Below are 15,913 nucleotides of genomic sequence, written 5' to 3'. Positions count from 1 at the left end.
CCTGTCCTACCTGTTAGAGAGCGCGCAGATCTCAAAGCTTCCTTGACCTGCCAAAACACGTACTTCCATCGGGTTCTGTCGATCTGGCAGCCAGTTCTGAGGATCGTGCACCCGGTTTCTGGGATCTGGGTAGGCCGCTTCAAGGATCGTGGTGCCCAGATCCTGAGAACCGTGACCACGTCCGTAGGACCTGAGTAGATTGACGTCACGTACATCAGCAGGTGCCGTAATCAGGGTGCGTCGGCCGCAGTGACGGATCGATGACAGGCCGATCGACACGTCCTGGGAGCAGGGTTCATGCACTTGGTGCTCATGTACGTTAAGTTCATCTGGTCGGCCCCCGGGTCGCTGTTCATGTACATCGCAGCTATGCCCAGTCAGGGGAGGGCCCGTTGGGAGCGGTACGCAGACTGGTCGATGCCGACACGGGCGAAGCCATTCCCTATGCGCCCTACGCCTTCTCCGGCGAACACATCCAGGTCGACAAGGCCAGGGTCGAAGCGATCACCGAGAGCAGGGAATTCACCCCGAGCCAGAAGTACATGGTGCTGTGGTGGATCGGAGTCTCCCCACAGGGCATGGCGCCGCTGAGGGCGACCGGTGCGGACATCGCCAAGAAGGTCGGCATGACCGCCGATGCCGTCGGCAAGATCAACCGGAAACTTCTGAAGCGGCGCATCCTGGTCGAGCGCGGACGTATCGGCAACTACAGGCTGTACCGCATCAGCCCGTACATTGCCTTCCACGGAACCGGCGTCGAGCAGCGGGAAGCGATCAAGACGTGCAACCCGCCGGACATCCCCGGCTTCGACAACACCATTCCTTCGCTCTGGGAGGCTCAGTGAACAACGACGACAAGCAGAAGCTCCTGGACGTCCTCCACCGCACTGCCGGCATGACCGCCAACCAGCGCCTGGTCGTCATGCTCTACGCGATGCACCCCACCGACCGTGCCGGTGCGGTCATCGAGACCGGCGCCAACCTCGCCAAGCTCGTCGGTATGTCTCCGACTGTCTTCTCCCGGACCAGGCGCCAGGTCATCGAGGCCGGCTGGCTCGAGGAATCCGACCGGCTCGCACACATCAGCTACTACCGGCTCAGCGTGAAAAGCACAGGAGAGGACATCGTCATCCCCCTGCGCCGCGCAACCTGAAACGGCTTCGAGGGGCAGAGTTCATGTACGTGAGGTCAATGACTACGGGTCCCGGGACCCGTACTCATTGACCTCACGTACATGACAGTTGAGTGGACAAGCTCTACACCGCTCAGCCGACGCCGCCAGGCACGGCAGGAAGCGGAGGTGCGCCGCCACGGGTCACGCGGTGGGGTGCAGGGAATCGAGCCAGGCGGTCAGGAGGTGGTTGACCTCGTCGGGGCGTTCCTGCTGGAGCCAGTGGCCGCAGCCGTCGAGGATGTGGGAGGAGGCCAGGCCGGGGAGTGTGGCCGGGTAGGCGTTGATCGCGTCGGCCATCCAGGTCGTGGAGGCGTCCAGGCCGCCGCCGATGAACAGGGCGGGCTGCTTGATGGGGGCGCCGCTGTACGGGGCGAGGTCCTTCCAGTCGCGGTCCATGTTGCGGTAGCGGTTGAGTGCCCCGGTCATGCCGGTGCGCTCGAACTCTTCGGCGTACACGTCGAGGTCGCCCTCGGTCAGCCAGGAGGGCAGTCGGCCGCCGGGGAAGCGGTCGCGCAGTCGGCCGCCGGTGCGGTTCACGAAGTGTGGGTCGGACTCGGCCCTCGTCGGCATGGTGTCGGCGGACAGGGCTGCGTAGAAGCCCGCGAGCCAGCCCCGGACATCGGGCTCGATCTCGGCCTCGGCACGGCCCGGCTCCTGGAAGTACGAGACGTAGAACTCCTCGTCGCCGCCCATCTGCGCGAAGACGTCGGTGGGGCGGGGGCCGCCGGGCGGGGCGTAGGGGACGCTCAGCAGCCCGACGGCGCGGAAGACCTCGGGGTGGAGCAGCGCGGAGGTCGCCGCGATGTTCGAGCCCCAGTCGTGCCCGATGATCACCGCTGTCTGCTCGCCGAGGGCGTGCACGAGCGCGATGTTGTCCTCCACCAGGGCCAGCATCCGGTACGCGTCCGTCGCGGCCGGCTTGGAGGAGCGGCCGTAGCCGCGTACGTCGAGCGCGACGGTCCGGTATCCGGCTGCCGCGAGTGCCGGGAGCTGTCGGCGCCAGGAGTACCAGGACTCGGGGAAGCCGTGGACGAGCAGGACCAGCGGCCCGGAGCCCTGCTCGACCAGATGCAGCCGCCCGGCGGGGGCCTCGATGGTGCGATGGCGCAGGTCGGTGGAGGGAGTGGGCTGGTGCATGGCTTCTCCTCGGGTGCACGGGTGGCCGCGGTTACGTTCCGATCATGTGGTGCGGTGGCCGAGAGGGGCGACCAGCCTTGCCATTCGGGCAAACCTGCAGGACCGGGGCGGTGGATGCGGCCCGGCTGGAAGGAGCGGGGCGACGATGACGGACGACGGCACAGCCGACACGCTGGCAACCATGGGCCCCCGGCTGCGGGCCGTGCGCGAGCGGCACGGTGCAACGCTCACCGACGTCAGCCGTACGACCGGCATTGCCCTGAGCACGCTGTCGCGGATCGAGACCGGCCGGCGCAAGCCGACCCTGGAGGTGCTGCTGCAACTGGCGAAGGCGTACGGCGTCTCGCTGGACGAACTGGCCGGCACCGCATCCGCCACGGTGGCCGGAGCACGTACCTCCGTGCCGCGGCGTCCGGGGGAGGACAAGACGGTCCTGCCGCTGACCCGGTACGTCGGTGGGCTGCACGCCCACAAGCACGTCCTGCCCGCCACCGGCGAGCAGGACGTGCGGCCGCGGCAGGTGTCCCACGAAGGGTACGAATGGCTGTGCGTGATGTACGGACGGCTATGGCTGGCCCTCGGTGAACGCGACCTCGTCCTCACTGCCGGGGAAGTCGTCGAGTTCGACACCCGTACCCCACACGGAGTCGCGAACGCCGGATCCGACGGACCGGTCGAGTATCTGGTCATGTTCGGGCCCCAGGGCGAACGCCTGCGACGGCACACCGACGTCAACACCATCGCACCAGGCCGACCGGCACCGGGCGAGAGCAGGTGAGACAGAGGCCCGGACCCGATTGCGGTGGTGACGGTCGCCTTGGAGCGGGCTGCTGCGGAACGCGGTCAAAGGCGCGGAGTTCCGGGTGAGGTGCAGCGGCCGTGGGCGGGATCGGCTTGCGGTTCGGTCATGCGGTCCGGAGCAGGGCGTGCAGCTCGGCGGTGTCGATGATGTGGGCCCGTGAGGGGAAGACCCGGTGGAGCAGGAGGTTGTGGACTTCGGTGTCCGGGTCGGCGACGCCGTCGGACAGGACGTAGAGCCGGTAGTCGCGGTCGGCCGCGTCGACGACGGTGGACAGGACGGCACCACTGGTACTGACGCCGGAGACGATCAGCGTGGTGATGCCGTGCCTGCGCAGCTGCTGGTCGAGGTCGGTGGTGGACATACCGCCGTAGCGGATCTTGCGCACGACGATGTCGCAGTCCTGAGGAGCCAGCCGCTCGTTGATGGCAGTGGCAGGGTCCTCGTGGTGCATGACACGGTACTGGGCCAGCGGGGCGAAGGACCTGTTGACGGCCGGGATCGCGACCCAGTCGGCCTCGGTGAAGCCGAGGCGTACGTAGGCGATGGTGCCGCCCTTTGCGCGAACGTCGGCGATGGCCCCTTCGACGCGACCGACCAGGGCCTCGTACTCACCGCCGTCGGGCAGAGCGGCCAGGATCGCGGGCTGGCAGTCCATGACGAGAAGAGCGGTGTGCGCGGGGTCAAGTGCGAGGGCAGTGCTCACGCGAGTGTTCTCCTTGCTGGTGGTGTGCCCGGTCGACGCGGATGCGCACCGGCGCACCGGCGTACCGGCTGCGGCCTGCGCGCCTCAGCGGTGAGTCGAGGTGCGGGGGTGTCATGTGTGGCTGCGCGACGGTTCCGGCTCGCGCTGCGATGTCTGGTCGTGTCGGGGAAGCAGGAGCGGGGTGGCCAGGATGAGCAGTCCCGCGACCGTGAGAGCGGTGCGTGGGCCGGTGACGTCGGCGAGCAGCCCGCCGAGCGCGGTGAAGACGGCGATGGACGCCTGCTGGCCGATCGACCAGGCCGACAGAGTGCGGGCGACGAGATGCTTGGGCGTGCGTTCGAGCCGGTGGGTGGCGAGCACCGGGGTGTACAGGCTCATGTTGAGGATGATCGCCAGCTCGACGGCTATCACGGTGACGAGGCCGACGACGCCGGGGCGGACGAAGGCCAGGCCGATCAGCCAGACGGCACGCAGGGTGCCGACGGTACGGAAGACCCATTGCCGGCCGTAGCGGGCCACGACACGGTGGGCCAGCCGGGAGCCGATGAGTCCGCCGACACAGGGGGCGGCGAAGGCAAGGCCGTACTGCCAGGGCGGGAATGCGAGCTGGCGAAGCAGGAGTACGGCCAGCAGCGGCTCGGTGGCCATGATCAGACCGGCGACGAGCATGTTGTTGAGGTAGAGCGCCCGCAGACCGGGATCGCCCATGATGTGGCGCCAGCCGTCAAGCACTGCGCCCACCCGGACCGGGCTCTTGCCGGTTGACCGCGGTGCTTCTTCGCGGCCGCGGATCGCGGTGATGCCCAGCGCGGAGAGCAGGTAGCTGAGTGCGTCGGCCACCACGGTGGTGACCGGCCCGAACAGGCCGATGGCCGCCCCGCCCAGCGGTGGCCCGACCGCGATGGAGCTCCAGTTCGTGGACTCGAACCGGGCGTTGGCGACGAGCAGGTCTTCCGGCCGGACGAGGGCCTTGAGGTAGGCGCCGCTGGCCGCGTTGAACGCGATCTTGGCCGCGGCGACCACGACCGAGATCACGAGCAGTTGGACGAAACCGAGCCAACCGAAGGCATAGGCGACCGGGATCGTCGCCATGGCCGCGAACCGGGTCAGGTCCATCGTGATCATGACCGGGCGCTTGCGCCGAAACTCCACCCAAGGCGCCAGTGGCACCGCGATCAGCGCGCCCATCGCAGGCCCCACCGCGGACAACGCGGACACCTCGGCGGGGCCGGCGTGCAACACCAGTACGGCGATCAGCGGCAATGCACCGAAGCCCAGCCCGGACCCGTACGCGCTCACCGCATAGGCCGCCCACAGCCAGCCGAATTGCCGGCCCAACGGTGTTCTGCCCACCATGCTCGGCCCGCTCCCCTCGACGTCCCATCCGAACAAACCCGCGTTGACCGAGGAGAGCTAAACGGGCAGGGCAACAGCAGGTCAAACAACTGATCTGCCGTCCATTCACAACCATCCGTTGTTGACTAAGGTGGGCCCGCATGGATCTCGAAGTCGTACGCACCTTCGTCGCCGTCGCGGAAGCGGGTCAGTTCCAGAAGGCCGCCGCCGACCTGGCGATCACCCAGCAGGCTGTCTCCAAACGCATTGCCGCGCTGGAGCGCGATCTCGGCGTACGCCTGTTCACCCGCACACCGCGGCGCGGTGCCGAGCCCACCATCGACGGGCAGGCGTTCCTGCCCCATGCGCGCGAGCTGCTGCGTGTCGCCGAGCGCGCTGTCGCGTCCGTGCGCACCGGCCGCCGTCCGCTGCGCGTCGACGTGATCGCCTCCCGCGTCGCGCCATCGGGCCTGATGCGCGGCTTCCACCACGCGCATCCCGAGATCGACCTCGACGTGGTGATGCTGTTCGACGTCGAGACGGCCGTCGCCGCCATCCGGTCCGGTGCGATCGACGCCTCCTTCCGCGCCGTCGCCATGCCCGGCCGGCCCCTCCCCGAGGGCATCGAGTCCGTCCGGGTTCTCGACGAGCCGCACCAGCTCCTCACCGGTCCCGCCCACGCGCTGGCCCGCGCCCGGTCGGTGACCGTCGCCCAGCTTGCCGGGCACCGAATCTGGATGCCTGGCATCGTCCCCGGAACCGAGTGGGCCGCCTACTACGACGACCTCGTCGCCGAGTTCGGCCTCACCATCGAGGCAACTGGCCCCAACTTCGGCTCCGACACGCTCCTCGACACCATCGCCGACACCCCGGCCCTGGCCACCTTCACGACCGAGCAGACCCGCCTCGTCTGGCCCGCCGGCCACGGCCTGCGCCGCATCCCGGTGACCGACCCAACACCCGTCTACCCGCACTCGCTCCTCTGGCACCGCGACAACCCCCACCCGGCGCTGGCCACCCTCCGCGCCCACCTGGCCGCCACAGCGGTCGGCCACGACGCCGCCGGGACCTGGGCGCCGGGCTGGGTGATTCCGCGCTGAATGCCGCCGCCCACGGGGGCGTGGACCCGCACGGGAACAGTCAGCTCGTCCTGGCCGATCGGCGTTACGAGAAACCCGGCGAGGTCCCCTCCCCGGGGGAGGGAACATCCATCACATATACGCGGCTGGGCACGCCGGTTCGGTCTTCCGGGCCCGGCCGGCGACAGGCCGGTGCCGGCCCGGCACCGGAGCCGGTACTCCGTCGGTGTCGTGTCGAGTTCCCGGCGGAACGCCCGGATGAGGGTGTCAGTCGTACCGAACCCGCAGGCACCAGCCAATGTGGCAAGGAATTCGCATCCGCACAGAAATCGAAGTGCCCCTGCATCGCGCGGGCGGTAGCGACGGTTGTCCTGTGACGGGATCTTCACGGCCATGTCCCGACTGTGTGCCATCGGGCGGTCGGCCGAAAATTGGTGGTTAGCCTGACGGCGCTCAAGGTGTCCCTGGGGGACGTCGGAACAGTCGGACGGAAGTGGGAACAGAGATGGGCAGTCGTGCCGGGCACATGGTGTCGCGTAGGCAAATACTCAGACTGACCGGAACGGGGCTGGGGCTGGCCGCGCTCGGGGCCGGGGCCGTGGGGTGCGGTCCCGAGGAGGATGTGGACGTACCAGGCGGCAGTGCGACACCGGGCGAGGACAGGAACGGTGACACCTTCACCACCCCGCCACCGGGCACCGCTCCCGAGCCGCTGTGGAAGGCGAATGCCGCCAACGCCGGTCTGGCCGGCAACGACGCGCTCGCGGCGGTCGGGGATGTGGTCCTGGTGTCGGGTGATCCGCTGGTGGGACGGGGCATCGTCAGCGGCAAGGAGAAGTGGTCGCGCAGGGGCGTTACCACACCCGGCGCCAAACTCATCGTCGGCGGCGGCACGCTTTACCTCGCCAGCGCCGAGTACGACGGTGACGTGGTGGGTCTGGATCCGGCCTCGGGCAAGGAGACCTGGCGCAGCCGCCTGGGCAAGAAGTACGAGCAGCCACGCCCGATCGCGGCCGACGACCACCATGTGTACGTCCTCGCCGGCATTCTGGAGAAGGACTTCACGACGCCGAACAATGTCATCGCCGCGATCGACACCACATCCGGCAGGATCGCCTGGCACGAGCAACGCGACGCGGGGACCGAGGAGTTCGGCATCACCGCCGCGGCCGTCGGCGGGCGCCTGGTCTACACGGACTACCGGGAGAACGTGACCGTCCGGGAAACGGCGACCGGCCGGCAGCTGTGGACGAAGAAGATCAGCCGTTCCAACAACCGGCGCTTCGCCGTGCACGAGGGCCTGGTGATCGTGGCGGACGGCCGGCGGCTGCGAGCGTTCGACCTGGCCGACGGCAAGGAACGCTGGTCGCTCCGGACGGAGGAGTTCAGCTCGTTCAACGACCCGCACGTCCTGGACGGGGTGCTGTACGCGGCCGACAGCGCGCGCGGCATGTGGGCGGTGAACCCCGGTACGGGCAAGCGGATCTGGCACAACGGGGACCTGCGGGAGTCGGCGACGCAGGCGTGGCAGTTCGCCAAGGTGAAAGGCACGCTGTACGGGGCGACCGAGTTCGACAAGGACGGCGGCGTGCATGCCTTCGACGCGGCGACCGGGAAGCTGCGCTGGACCTACAACGACCACACCGGTGACATCCAGCGGTGGTACGTGGTGGCAGCGGGCGACCGGCTGGCCGCGATGCACGGGAAGCGTCTCTACGCGCTGCCCGCAGTGTGATCGGGTCGTGCGACCCGGGCGTTCCCGGTCGCACCCCCCCGCACGTCGTCTACACGTCGTCCCAGGCCATCGAGCTCATCCTCCAGCCGACCGGCGTCCGGATGAACTGGGTGGTCTTGCGGCCCTCGCCCTCGAACCGCTCGCCGTTGAGGATGCCGGACTTCTGGTACCGGCTGAACCGGTGCGCGAACGATGAGTTCCGGGGACGGTGCTCTCGCCGGTACCAGTGGGGGTGTCGGCCGCGTCGTAGGGCGCGGCGAAGAAGTGCAGGCACTGTGCCGGTTACCGAAGGCGGTCTTCCGCAGTACGCACCAGTCGGACGATTCCGCCGCAGCTGCCGCAGCCGAGGTCAGTTCATCTGCCGGCGGACCCGCTTCACCTCACGGTCGACGGCCCAGGCGTCGGCGACCGGCCCGAGGTGGCCGAGCTTGTCGGGGTTGATCACCCCGCGGACGGTCTGAATCCTGCCGTCGAGCACCTCAAGAACCATGGTGTTCAGAACTCTGCCGTCCCGGTCGCGGAAGACCGCGCCGGGCTGGCCGTTGACCTCGTGCGGCTCGCACGTCACGCCGATCCGGAACAGCCAGGGGAAGGCCGTGCCCAGCAGCCGGGCCACCTTCTCCGCACCCACGACGGCCTTTGCCAGCTGCGGGGCCTTGCTGCCGCCGTCCCCGACCAGCTGCACATCGGCGGCCAGCAGATTCTGCAGCCCGCCCACATCGCCGTTCTTCAGCGCGTCGAAGAACCGCGTCGCCAACTCCCGTCGCTCCTGGGAGTCCGCCGCGAACCGCGGCCGTCCGGCCTCCATGTGCCGCCGTGCCCGTACCAGCAGCTGCCGGCACGCCGCCTCGGAACGCCCCACCGCCGACGCGACCTCGTCGAACCCGAACGCGAACACCTCCCGCAGCAGGAACACCGCCCGCTCCAGCGGGCTGAGCCGCTCCAGCAGCAACAGCGCCGCCATCGAAACCGAGTCGGCCAGCTCCACCGACCGCGCCGGATCCTGGTACGGATCGCTCAGCAGCGGCTCGGGAAACCACGGCCCGACGTACTCCTCCCGCCGGAACCGCGCGGAGCGCAGCACATCGATCGAGATCCGGGTCACCGCGGCCGACAGAAAGGCCTTGGTCGACGTGGGCCGGGTCGTCGAACCGTCGAAGCGCAGCCACGTCTCCTGCACCGCGTCCTCGGCCTCGCTCACACTGCCCAGAATCCGGTAGGCAATCGAGAACAGCAGCGGCCGCAGCTCCTCGAACTCCTCGACCTTGCTCATACCGACTCAACTCCCCAACTCGCCAATGCAGGCAGCCCCCGCGACCGGGCCGGGCCACCGGCGGGCTGCCGGACCCCGCGAGCCCGGCCTGATCCAAACGAAACACGCCCTGGCTGTATTGCCCCCGAGCCCGGCCCAGTGACTGAGACCACTCAGTGGAACTGGCCGGGCTCGTAGGAGCCGGCCGGCTGCTGGGCGATGACGTTCAGCCGGTTCGCCGTGTTCATGAAGGAGACCAGGAGCACCAGGGAGGTGAGCTGCTCCTCGTCGTAGTGCTTGGTGGCGGCGGCCCACACCTCGTTGCTGATCCCGCCTGCCCCGTCCGCGATCCGGGTCCCCTGCTCCGCCAGCTCCAGTGCGGCCCGCTCGGCCTCGGTGAACACCGTGGCCTCCCGCCACGCCGCCACCAGATGCAACCGCACCGAGGTTTCGCCGGCAGCGGCCGCGTCCTTGGTGTGCATGTCGATACAGAAGGCACAGCCGTTGATCTGGCTCACACGCAGCGCCACCAGCTCCTGCGTCGCGGCGGGCAGCGGCGAGTCCTTGAGCGCCTTCCCCGCCGACATGAGGTGCTTGAAGGCCTTGCCGGCGGTCGGGCTGGCGAAGTAGTTCAGTCGCGCGTCCATGGTGTGCTCCTCCGTGGTCGTCAGTGGCTACACCCTTGAGACGAGACAGCTCGGCCCCCTGTGACACGGACGGATGTGACCTGTATCTCTGCCTCTCCTCCGCCCCCGCCGAGGAGATCGGCGCGCTCCTCACCACCTGATCGCCGACGGAGTCGCTCGTAGGGGCTGTCCCGTCGACGGCCCGACGCCCGCCTCAACCTCTACTGGACGTCGAGGCTGTCGTCGTCGCGCAGTTTCAGTCAGGGGACCGTGCGGTGCGGGGCGCCGTGGATCAACCATGAGCTCTCGAAGACGCCGTACGGAACGCCTGGCCGTCATGCGCCGATGGTCAGTCATGCATGTACCTATGCACCGCTCTGACCTGCGTTTATGTGTGTCATGGCAGAAAGGTGCGAGCGGATTCATTTGCCCAGCTTCGTGGCCAGGGCGGCACGCCGGGCGAACATCCTGTCCTTGGACTCGGCCATCTCGCGCAGGGCCGCCTTCCGTTCCCGCTGGGCAAGCCGGTCCAGATAGAGGTGGCCGCGCAGGTGGTCCGTCTCGTGCTGCAGGCACCGGGCGAAGTAGCCCCGGCCCTCGATCACCAGGGGTGCGCCGTCCTTGTCGCGGCCCCGTACGACGGCACGGTCGAGACGGGGCACCACACGGAACGGGCCTGGAACGGACAGGCACCCCTCGGATTCCTCGACCAGCCTGCGATCCCCGGCCGGCACCTCGTCCAGGACGGGATTGGCGATGTGCCCGACATGGCGCACCCCCCACTCGTCCGTGATGTCCCACACGAACAGCTGCAGATCCACGTCGACCTGGTTGGCGGCGAGACCCGCGCCCTCCGCCACCTGGTTCGTGGCGAACATGTCGTCCACCAGCCGCGAGAGCTCCGGTGTGCCGAACCGGGTGACCTCCCGGCACCGACGACGCAGAATCTCCTCCCCGACGACGGTGATACGACGCACCGCACCCCGTTCCACCTCCGGCGCGAGCCTCGGATAGGGCTCGACGGGTTCGCCCTGCACGCGGACCCGGCGGTCGTGCGGGGTGTCACCGAACCGAACAGCCATGGATCACCAACGCCTTCCGTGCGTCCCCGAGCCGGCCAGGGGCCGTACTCGGTGCTCCGAACTCCGAACTTCGGTCGGTCACTGTCGACTTGACCGAATGCTTTGCAAAGTAGCATCCTTTGCAAAGTGAGCGATGAAAACCGTCAATCGGCACCCGCGGGACCGCCGTCGCGACGCGCCCGGCAGTCCCTCCCGGACCATCCCGTACGCGTCGCCCTGCTGGACCTCCTTGCCGAGGTCGGCACTGTCACGTCCACGCAGGCCGCTGCCAGGCTCGGCCACAGCTCCGGCCTCTGCTCCTTCCACCTGCGCCAGCTCGCCCGGCACGGCCTCATCGAGGAAGTGCCGCACGAGGGCGGGCGGGCGCGACCGTGGCGACTTTGCTGGGAGTCCCCCCAACCCTCCGGTCAGGAGGCACCGGAACAGTTCGACGTGCTCGCACGCGGGTTGGAGGACGAGAGTTACCAGCGCTGGCTGGCCCACCGGGACCAAGCACCGGCCGAGTGGCAGCACGACGAGTCCTTCAGTGCCGTCGTCCACCTCACTCCGGCGGAGATGACCGAACTCGCCGCCTCCATCCGCCTCCTGCTGGCCGACTACCGCGAACGGGACCAGCGCCCCGCGGCCCGCCCGGCAGACGCTGTGGCGGTCGCCGCGGTCACCAGGCTGTTCCCCCTGCTGACCGAGCAGCCCTGAGCCGGATCCGCGTGCCCGATGCCGAGCGTTTCGGGTCGGGTCGAGCATCTCGGGTTCGAGTCGATTCCGCCTTGTCGGCAGTGAGCCGGGGGCGCCCGTGCGATCCGGGCCGGTGGTCAGGAGGAGGGCGTACGCGTACGCCCTCCTCCGCGCACGGTTCTCCGGACGGACGGGCCGCTCAGCCGGTCCGCACCTCGGTGGCGCGAGTGCGCACCGCTTCGTGCGCCACGTCGCCGCCCCGGCTCACGACGGCAAGGACAATGCGGCGCGCGTACGTGCCAGGCCCCGCTGGCCCGGCCTGATCCGGACGAAAGACCCTAGCATGATCGTTATGGACATCACCATTCACACGAGCGTTCTCCCGCACGACGACCCGGACGAGTCCCTGGCCTTCTACCGCGACATCCTCGGCTTCGAAGTCCGCAACGACGTCGGGCAGGGCAAGATGCGCTGGATCACGGTAGGCCCCGCCGACCAGCCCAGCACGTCCATCCTCCTGGCCCCGCCGGCCGCCGACCCCGGGGTCACCGAGGACGAGCGCCGGACCATCGCCGAGATGATGGCCAAGGGCACCTACGGCTGGATCCTGCTGGCCACCCGGGACCTCGACGGCACCTTCGACCAACTGCGGGCAGGCGGCGCCGAGGTCGTGCAGGAGCCGACCGAGCAGCCGTACGGCATCCGCGACTGCGCCTTCCGCGACCCCGCGGGCAACCTGGTCCGCCTTCAGGAACTGCGCTGAGCGTTCGACGCAGGCGACCGGGGCGGCAGGACCGATCAGGAATCAAGAAGCACCGGCCGTCGGGCCGCAACCTGCTGGCGGGCGACCGGGTGCGACTCAGCCTCGGGCCGACGCGCGACGTCGTCGTCATCGACGGCACCGCCGAGCCGGTGGACCTCGCCGACCTCGGCGTCGAGGCGGGCGACACGTTCGCGGCCAGGACCGGCCCGCCGGTGATGCGGACCGCGTCGCAGTGCAGGTCCGCGCGGATCTCCCGCATCTCACGCTGGACAATGTCCGGGAGGAACGGTTCGTGGGTCGTGGTCCCGCCGGAGGTGAAACCGGTGTCGTAATTGATACCGAAGGCGGCTCCGGAGCAGGCGGGTGGCAGCGATACGGACGCGGCGTGGCTGACACTGCTGGAGCGCGCCGTGGCCCGGGGCGAGGCGTCGGACGGTGCGGCGCATCCGCGCGTGGCATCGGTGCCGATGATGCTGCTGCGGGGCGAATACGCCCTGCTCGGCCTGCCCGAGGTCCCCGACGAGGTGCTGACGGAGATCGTGGACGAGGTCTTCCTCCCCCTGGTACGTGGACGCGCGATCGATACCGAAGGGTGAATGGTCCGGCCCCGACCCTGCTCCTGCTCGGAATGCCGCGCTCCGTCACGCGTTTTCCTCGCACACCTGCCCGATCAAGCCAACTTGCTTGCCAATCCCGCGACATGGGCGTCCGAGGTGCTCGCCGTAACCCGTACCTGACGGTCTATCGTGAGCGGTATGTCCGCCCCTGAGCTGATCCGTATCGTGTCCCGCGACTCGCCCATGGCCCTCGCCCAGGTGGAGCGCGTCCGTGCCGAGCTGGCCGCACTCCACCCCACCACCGCCACCGAAGTCGTCCCGGTCAAGACGACAGGTGACAAATGGATGGGCGACCTCGCCCAGGTCGAAGGCAAGGGCGCGTTCACCAAGGAGGTCGACCAGGCACTGCTCGCCGGGGAAGCCGACCTCGCGGTGCACTGCGTCAAGGACATCCCCGCCGACCGCCCCCTGCCCGCCGGGACCACCTTCGCCGCCTTCCTCGAACGCGACGACATCCGCGACGCACTTATCCACCCCGACGGCCTGAGCCTCGACCAGCTCCCGCCCGGCACCCGGATCGGCACCTCCTCCGTACGCCGCATCGCTCAACTGGCCGCATCCCACCCGCATCTGGAATGCGTACCGATGCGCGGCAACGCCAACCGCCGCCTGGAAAAGCTCGCCGCAGGCGAGGCCGACGCCCTGCTCCTGGCCGTCGCCGGACTCGAACGCATCGACCGCACCGACGTGATCACCGAGATCCTGCCGATCGAGGTGATGTGCCCGCCCATCGGAGCCGGCATCCTGGCCCTGCAGTGCCGCGAGGGCGACACCGCCCTGATCGACGCCGTCAGTCCACTCGGCCACCCCGCCACGTACCGCGAGACCACCGCCGAGCGGATGTTCCTTCACGTCCTCCAAGGCCACTGCAACAGCCCCATCGCCGGATACGCCCAGGTCGAAGGCAACGGCGAACTGTCCCTCCGGGCCAAGGTCTTCACCCCCGACGGCAAGACCGTCCTCAACGCCCACGAATGGGCCGGCCCCCTCGACCCCGCCACCCTCGGCACCTCGGTCGCCGTCAGCCTGCTGCGCCAAGGCGCACGCGAGCTGATCGACGGCATCGCGCACTGACGCCGCTTCGTCCGAAGTGCGTCCGCCGCCGACGGCATCGGATACGGGCGGGGGTCAGCACCGCCGCTCGCGCGGGTACTGCGAAGACTCCAGGAAGGGTAGGCCGGATCGGCCTTTTTCGCCTACGGGCTCCTCATGCTTCTCGTGAGTGTTGAGGTGGCTCCGGGCAGGGACGTACGGATCTCGGCCACGACCGGCTCCAACTGGGCACAATCCGCCCGTCGGCCGCCGACTGATCGAGCTGCCGGAGCGTCAGTTCCTGGACAGGGTACGGTCCAGGAGGGGGAGCAGACGGTCCCAGTGGTGCTGCATCCCGGAGGGGCTGAAGGCGTCGGTGTCGGACATGGTGAAGCCGTGGACGGTGCCGGGGTAGATCTCGGAGGTGTAGTCGACACCTGCGGCATCCAGGGCCCGGTTGAGCTCGCCGAGCGTCTCGGGCGTCAGGTCGGATTCGGCATGGCCGAGGTGGACCTGGGCGGTGAGTTTGGAGAAGAGGCCGGGCCCGTCGGCGCCCACAGGGCCGTGGAATGCGGCGACTGCGGCCACCTGACCGGGGTGGGCCGCGGCGGTGCGCATCGCCAGGAGGCCGCCGATGCAGTAGCCGGTCACCGCGACCGGTCCGGCGCCGACCTCGGGCTGGGCGGTGAGGAACCCGAGGTAGGCGTCGGCGTCGCTCAGGACACGTTCGGCGGTGTGCTCCTCGATCAAGGGCATCAGCCGGCCGATGATCGCGGGCCGGGCCTCTTCTCCGATGTGCTCGGGAAGCTCGATCACCGGTGCCGGGCCGTGCCGGTAGAAGAAGTTGGGGACGAGCACGTAGTAACCGTGCCCGGCCAGTTCGCCGGCCAACTCCCGCAGCACGGGCCGGATGCCGAAGGCATCCGCGTACAGCAGCACGCCGGGGTGCTGCCCGCCTCCGTCGGGGAAGGCGACGAAAGCGTCGGCCAGGCCGTCCGCGGTGGGAATCTGCACTGTCTTGGTGGGCAAGATATTCCGTCCTTGGAGTCCACTCAATCAATGTTGGTTTCACCAACGTTTTTGGCGTGAAGGAACGTACATCGTTGGTCGCACTAACGCAATCGGTAGGATGGGTGCCGTGATCAGGGCCGAAACCGCGGACATACCCGACGACAGCGCGCTCAGGACGCCCGACAGGCTGCGTCGACGGGCGAGCCGACTGCTGTCGCAGCTGACCATGCGGTCGGACCGGCTGATCACCGAGGGGCTGGCCCGGACCGACGCCCGCAAGTGGCACTACGCCGTGCTCGCCTCGCTGGAGGAGTATGGGCCGGGCAGCCAGGCGGAGCTGAGCAGGCGCTCCGGCATCCACCGCAGCGACATGGTCGGCGTGCTCGACGAACTGGCCGGGCGTCACCTCGTCGAGAGGGAACCGGACCCCGTCGACCGGCGCCGCAACATCATCACGATCTCTGCCCGGGGCCGCCGCCACCTGCGCCTCCTCGACAAGGTCCTGGACGAGCTCGACGACGAACTGCTCGCGCCGCTGAGCCCGGCCGAACGAGACCAGTTCGTGCGCTTGCTCATCCGTCTGCTGGACCACCACACCCGTACCTCCTGACACTTCGGCCGACCGGCGCCGCACGCCATACCCAGGTCTGACGCCGAAAGCCGGCCGCTGGTCCGATGCCCGGACAGGGCGGTCAGGACAGGGTCAGGGATATGGCCCTCCGGCCGCGTGCCACCACTCCCGAAACCCGGCCCGCAGCAGCCGCGTCCGCTGGGCGTCACCGATCGAGAGCCGGAGGGCCTGGCCTGATCGCCTGCGGCCTGTCCGATACAGAACTGGCGGAGCACCTGCACCTGAGCCTCGCCCTGGTCAAGACGCACATCGGAAGGCT

General features: G+C 69.1%; 19 protein-coding genes and 2 pseudogenes. 12 read left to right on the top strand and 9 right to left on the bottom strand.

Translation table 11 applies throughout. From position 1 onward, the window contains the following. Window positions 1-392 precede the first annotated feature (392 nt). Both ACWCQ6_RS24080 and ACWCQ6_RS24075 read left to right on the top strand, forming a co-directional pair. On the top strand, window positions 393-845 hold the full coding sequence (locus ACWCQ6_RS24080) for a MarR family transcriptional regulator (protein WP_451092370.1): 453 nt from the start codon (window positions 393-395) through the stop codon (window positions 843-845). Then, window positions 842-1,153 carry a replication initiation protein, RepL2 gene (locus ACWCQ6_RS24075; RefSeq protein ID WP_451092368.1) on the top strand — a complete coding sequence of 104 codons (312 nt, stop codon included), beginning with the start codon at window positions 842-844 and terminating at the stop codon, window positions 1,151-1,153. Before ACWCQ6_RS24080 ends, ACWCQ6_RS24075 begins: the two co-directional genes overlap by 4 nt. A 162-nt stretch (window positions 1,154-1,315) precedes the next feature. Here the strand turns inward: ACWCQ6_RS24075 and ACWCQ6_RS24070 are convergent, their stop codons facing one another. Further along, the gene (locus tag ACWCQ6_RS24070; protein ID WP_451092366.1) at window positions 1,316-2,311 is read right to left on the bottom strand and encodes an alpha/beta fold hydrolase; all 996 of its coding nucleotides are present in this window, start codon (window positions 2,309-2,311) and stop codon (window positions 1,316-1,318) included. A gap of 145 nt (window positions 2,312-2,456) precedes the next feature. On the opposite strand from ACWCQ6_RS24070, the gene ACWCQ6_RS24065 reads away from it, so the two are divergent. Continuing rightward, window positions 2,457-3,089 (top strand): helix-turn-helix domain-containing protein, encoded by a 633-nt coding sequence (locus ACWCQ6_RS24065; protein WP_451092364.1) that lies wholly within the window; start codon window positions 2,457-2,459, stop codon window positions 3,087-3,089. Between the two features lie 127 nt (window positions 3,090-3,216). On the opposite strand, the gene ACWCQ6_RS24060 is transcribed toward ACWCQ6_RS24065, so the two are convergent. Together ACWCQ6_RS24060 and ACWCQ6_RS24055 are read right to left on the bottom strand one after the other, a co-directional pair. Beyond that, window positions 3,217-3,816, bottom strand: coding sequence for a cysteine hydrolase (locus ACWCQ6_RS24060; RefSeq protein ID WP_451092362.1), 600 nt, complete (start codon window positions 3,814-3,816; stop codon window positions 3,217-3,219). A gap of 111 nt (window positions 3,817-3,927) precedes the next feature. Further along, complete coding sequence (locus tag ACWCQ6_RS24055) at window positions 3,928-5,172, bottom strand: MFS transporter (protein WP_451092360.1); 1,245 nt, start codon at window positions 5,170-5,172, stop codon at window positions 3,928-3,930. 140 nt (window positions 5,173-5,312) lie between these two features. Here ACWCQ6_RS24055 and ACWCQ6_RS24050 point away from each other — a divergent pair, with 140 nt between their 5' ends. Beyond that, the gene (locus ACWCQ6_RS24050) at window positions 5,313-6,251 is read left to right on the top strand and encodes a LysR family transcriptional regulator (RefSeq protein ID WP_451092358.1); all 939 of its coding nucleotides are present in this window, start codon (window positions 5,313-5,315) and stop codon (window positions 6,249-6,251) included. 173 nt (window positions 6,252-6,424) lie between these two features. Here ACWCQ6_RS24050 and ACWCQ6_RS24045 read toward each other — a convergent pair. After that, window positions 6,425-6,538 (bottom strand): annotated as a pseudogene (locus ACWCQ6_RS24045) (AraC family transcriptional regulator); the annotation flags it as partial. A gap of 197 nt (window positions 6,539-6,735) precedes the next feature. On the opposite strand from ACWCQ6_RS24045, the gene ACWCQ6_RS24040 reads away from it, so the two are divergent. Next, on the top strand, window positions 6,736-7,965 hold the full coding sequence (locus ACWCQ6_RS24040) for an outer membrane protein assembly factor BamB family protein (RefSeq protein ID WP_451092356.1): 1,230 nt from the start codon (window positions 6,736-6,738) through the stop codon (window positions 7,963-7,965). Between the two features lie 49 nt (window positions 7,966-8,014). On the opposite strand, the gene ACWCQ6_RS24035 is transcribed toward ACWCQ6_RS24040, so the two are convergent. From ACWCQ6_RS24035 to def, 4 genes are all read right to left on the bottom strand, one after another. After that, on the bottom strand, window positions 8,015-8,239 hold the full coding sequence (locus ACWCQ6_RS24035) for a hypothetical protein (protein WP_451092354.1): 225 nt from the start codon (window positions 8,237-8,239) through the stop codon (window positions 8,015-8,017). A gap of 75 nt (window positions 8,240-8,314) precedes the next feature. Beyond that, on the bottom strand, window positions 8,315-9,238 hold the full coding sequence (locus ACWCQ6_RS24030) for an RNA polymerase sigma-70 factor (RefSeq protein ID WP_451092352.1): 924 nt from the start codon (window positions 9,236-9,238) through the stop codon (window positions 8,315-8,317). Between the two features lie 152 nt (window positions 9,239-9,390). Further along, entirely contained in the window at window positions 9,391-9,864 is a 474-nt protein-coding gene (locus tag ACWCQ6_RS24025; RefSeq protein WP_451092350.1) for a carboxymuconolactone decarboxylase family protein, read from the bottom strand. Between the two features lie 401 nt (window positions 9,865-10,265). Then, window positions 10,266-10,925 carry a peptide deformylase gene (gene def, locus ACWCQ6_RS24020; RefSeq protein WP_451092348.1) on the bottom strand — a complete coding sequence of 220 codons (660 nt, stop codon included), beginning with the start codon at window positions 10,923-10,925 and terminating at the stop codon, window positions 10,266-10,268. A 126-nt stretch (window positions 10,926-11,051) separates the two neighbouring features. Between def and ACWCQ6_RS24015 the strand changes: the two genes are divergently transcribed. From ACWCQ6_RS24015 to hemC, 5 genes are all read left to right on the top strand, one after another. Further along, on the top strand, window positions 11,052-11,621 hold the full coding sequence (locus tag ACWCQ6_RS24015; RefSeq protein WP_451092346.1) for a helix-turn-helix domain-containing protein: 570 nt from the start codon (window positions 11,052-11,054) through the stop codon (window positions 11,619-11,621). 331 nt (window positions 11,622-11,952) lie between these two features. Continuing rightward, window positions 11,953-12,363 carry a VOC family protein gene (locus ACWCQ6_RS24010; RefSeq protein ID WP_451092344.1) on the top strand — a complete coding sequence of 137 codons (411 nt, stop codon included), beginning with the start codon at window positions 11,953-11,955 and terminating at the stop codon, window positions 12,361-12,363. An 89-nt stretch (window positions 12,364-12,452) separates the two neighbouring features. Further along, window positions 12,453-12,695, top strand: coding sequence for a hypothetical protein (locus ACWCQ6_RS24005; RefSeq protein WP_451092342.1), 243 nt, complete (start codon window positions 12,453-12,455; stop codon window positions 12,693-12,695). Then, a complete protein-coding gene (locus tag ACWCQ6_RS24000) occupies window positions 12,696-12,959 on the top strand; it encodes a hypothetical protein (protein ID WP_451092340.1) in 264 nt (87 codons plus the stop codon). Window positions 12,960-13,118: 159 nt separating this feature from the next. Then, window positions 13,119-14,054, top strand: coding sequence for a hydroxymethylbilane synthase (gene hemC, locus ACWCQ6_RS23995; RefSeq protein ID WP_451092338.1), 936 nt, complete (start codon window positions 13,119-13,121; stop codon window positions 14,052-14,054). Between the two features lie 252 nt (window positions 14,055-14,306). On the opposite strand, the gene ACWCQ6_RS23990 is transcribed toward hemC, so the two are convergent. Further along, the gene (locus tag ACWCQ6_RS23990) at window positions 14,307-15,041 is read right to left on the bottom strand and encodes a dienelactone hydrolase family protein (protein ID WP_451092336.1); all 735 of its coding nucleotides are present in this window, start codon (window positions 15,039-15,041) and stop codon (window positions 14,307-14,309) included. Between the two features lie 100 nt (window positions 15,042-15,141). Here ACWCQ6_RS23990 and ACWCQ6_RS23985 point away from each other — a divergent pair, with 100 nt between their 5' ends. After that, a complete protein-coding gene (locus ACWCQ6_RS23985) occupies window positions 15,142-15,633 on the top strand; it encodes a MarR family winged helix-turn-helix transcriptional regulator (protein ID WP_451092334.1) in 492 nt (163 codons plus the stop codon). 65 nt (window positions 15,634-15,698) lie between these two features. After that, window positions 15,699-15,902: pseudogene (locus ACWCQ6_RS23980) on the top strand (hypothetical protein); the annotation flags it as partial. Between the last annotated feature and the right edge of the window lie 11 nt (window positions 15,903-15,913).

It is taken from the genome of Streptomyces sp. NPDC001880, from assembly GCF_053594575.1.
This window is presented reverse-complemented; position numbering and strand designations above follow the sequence as displayed.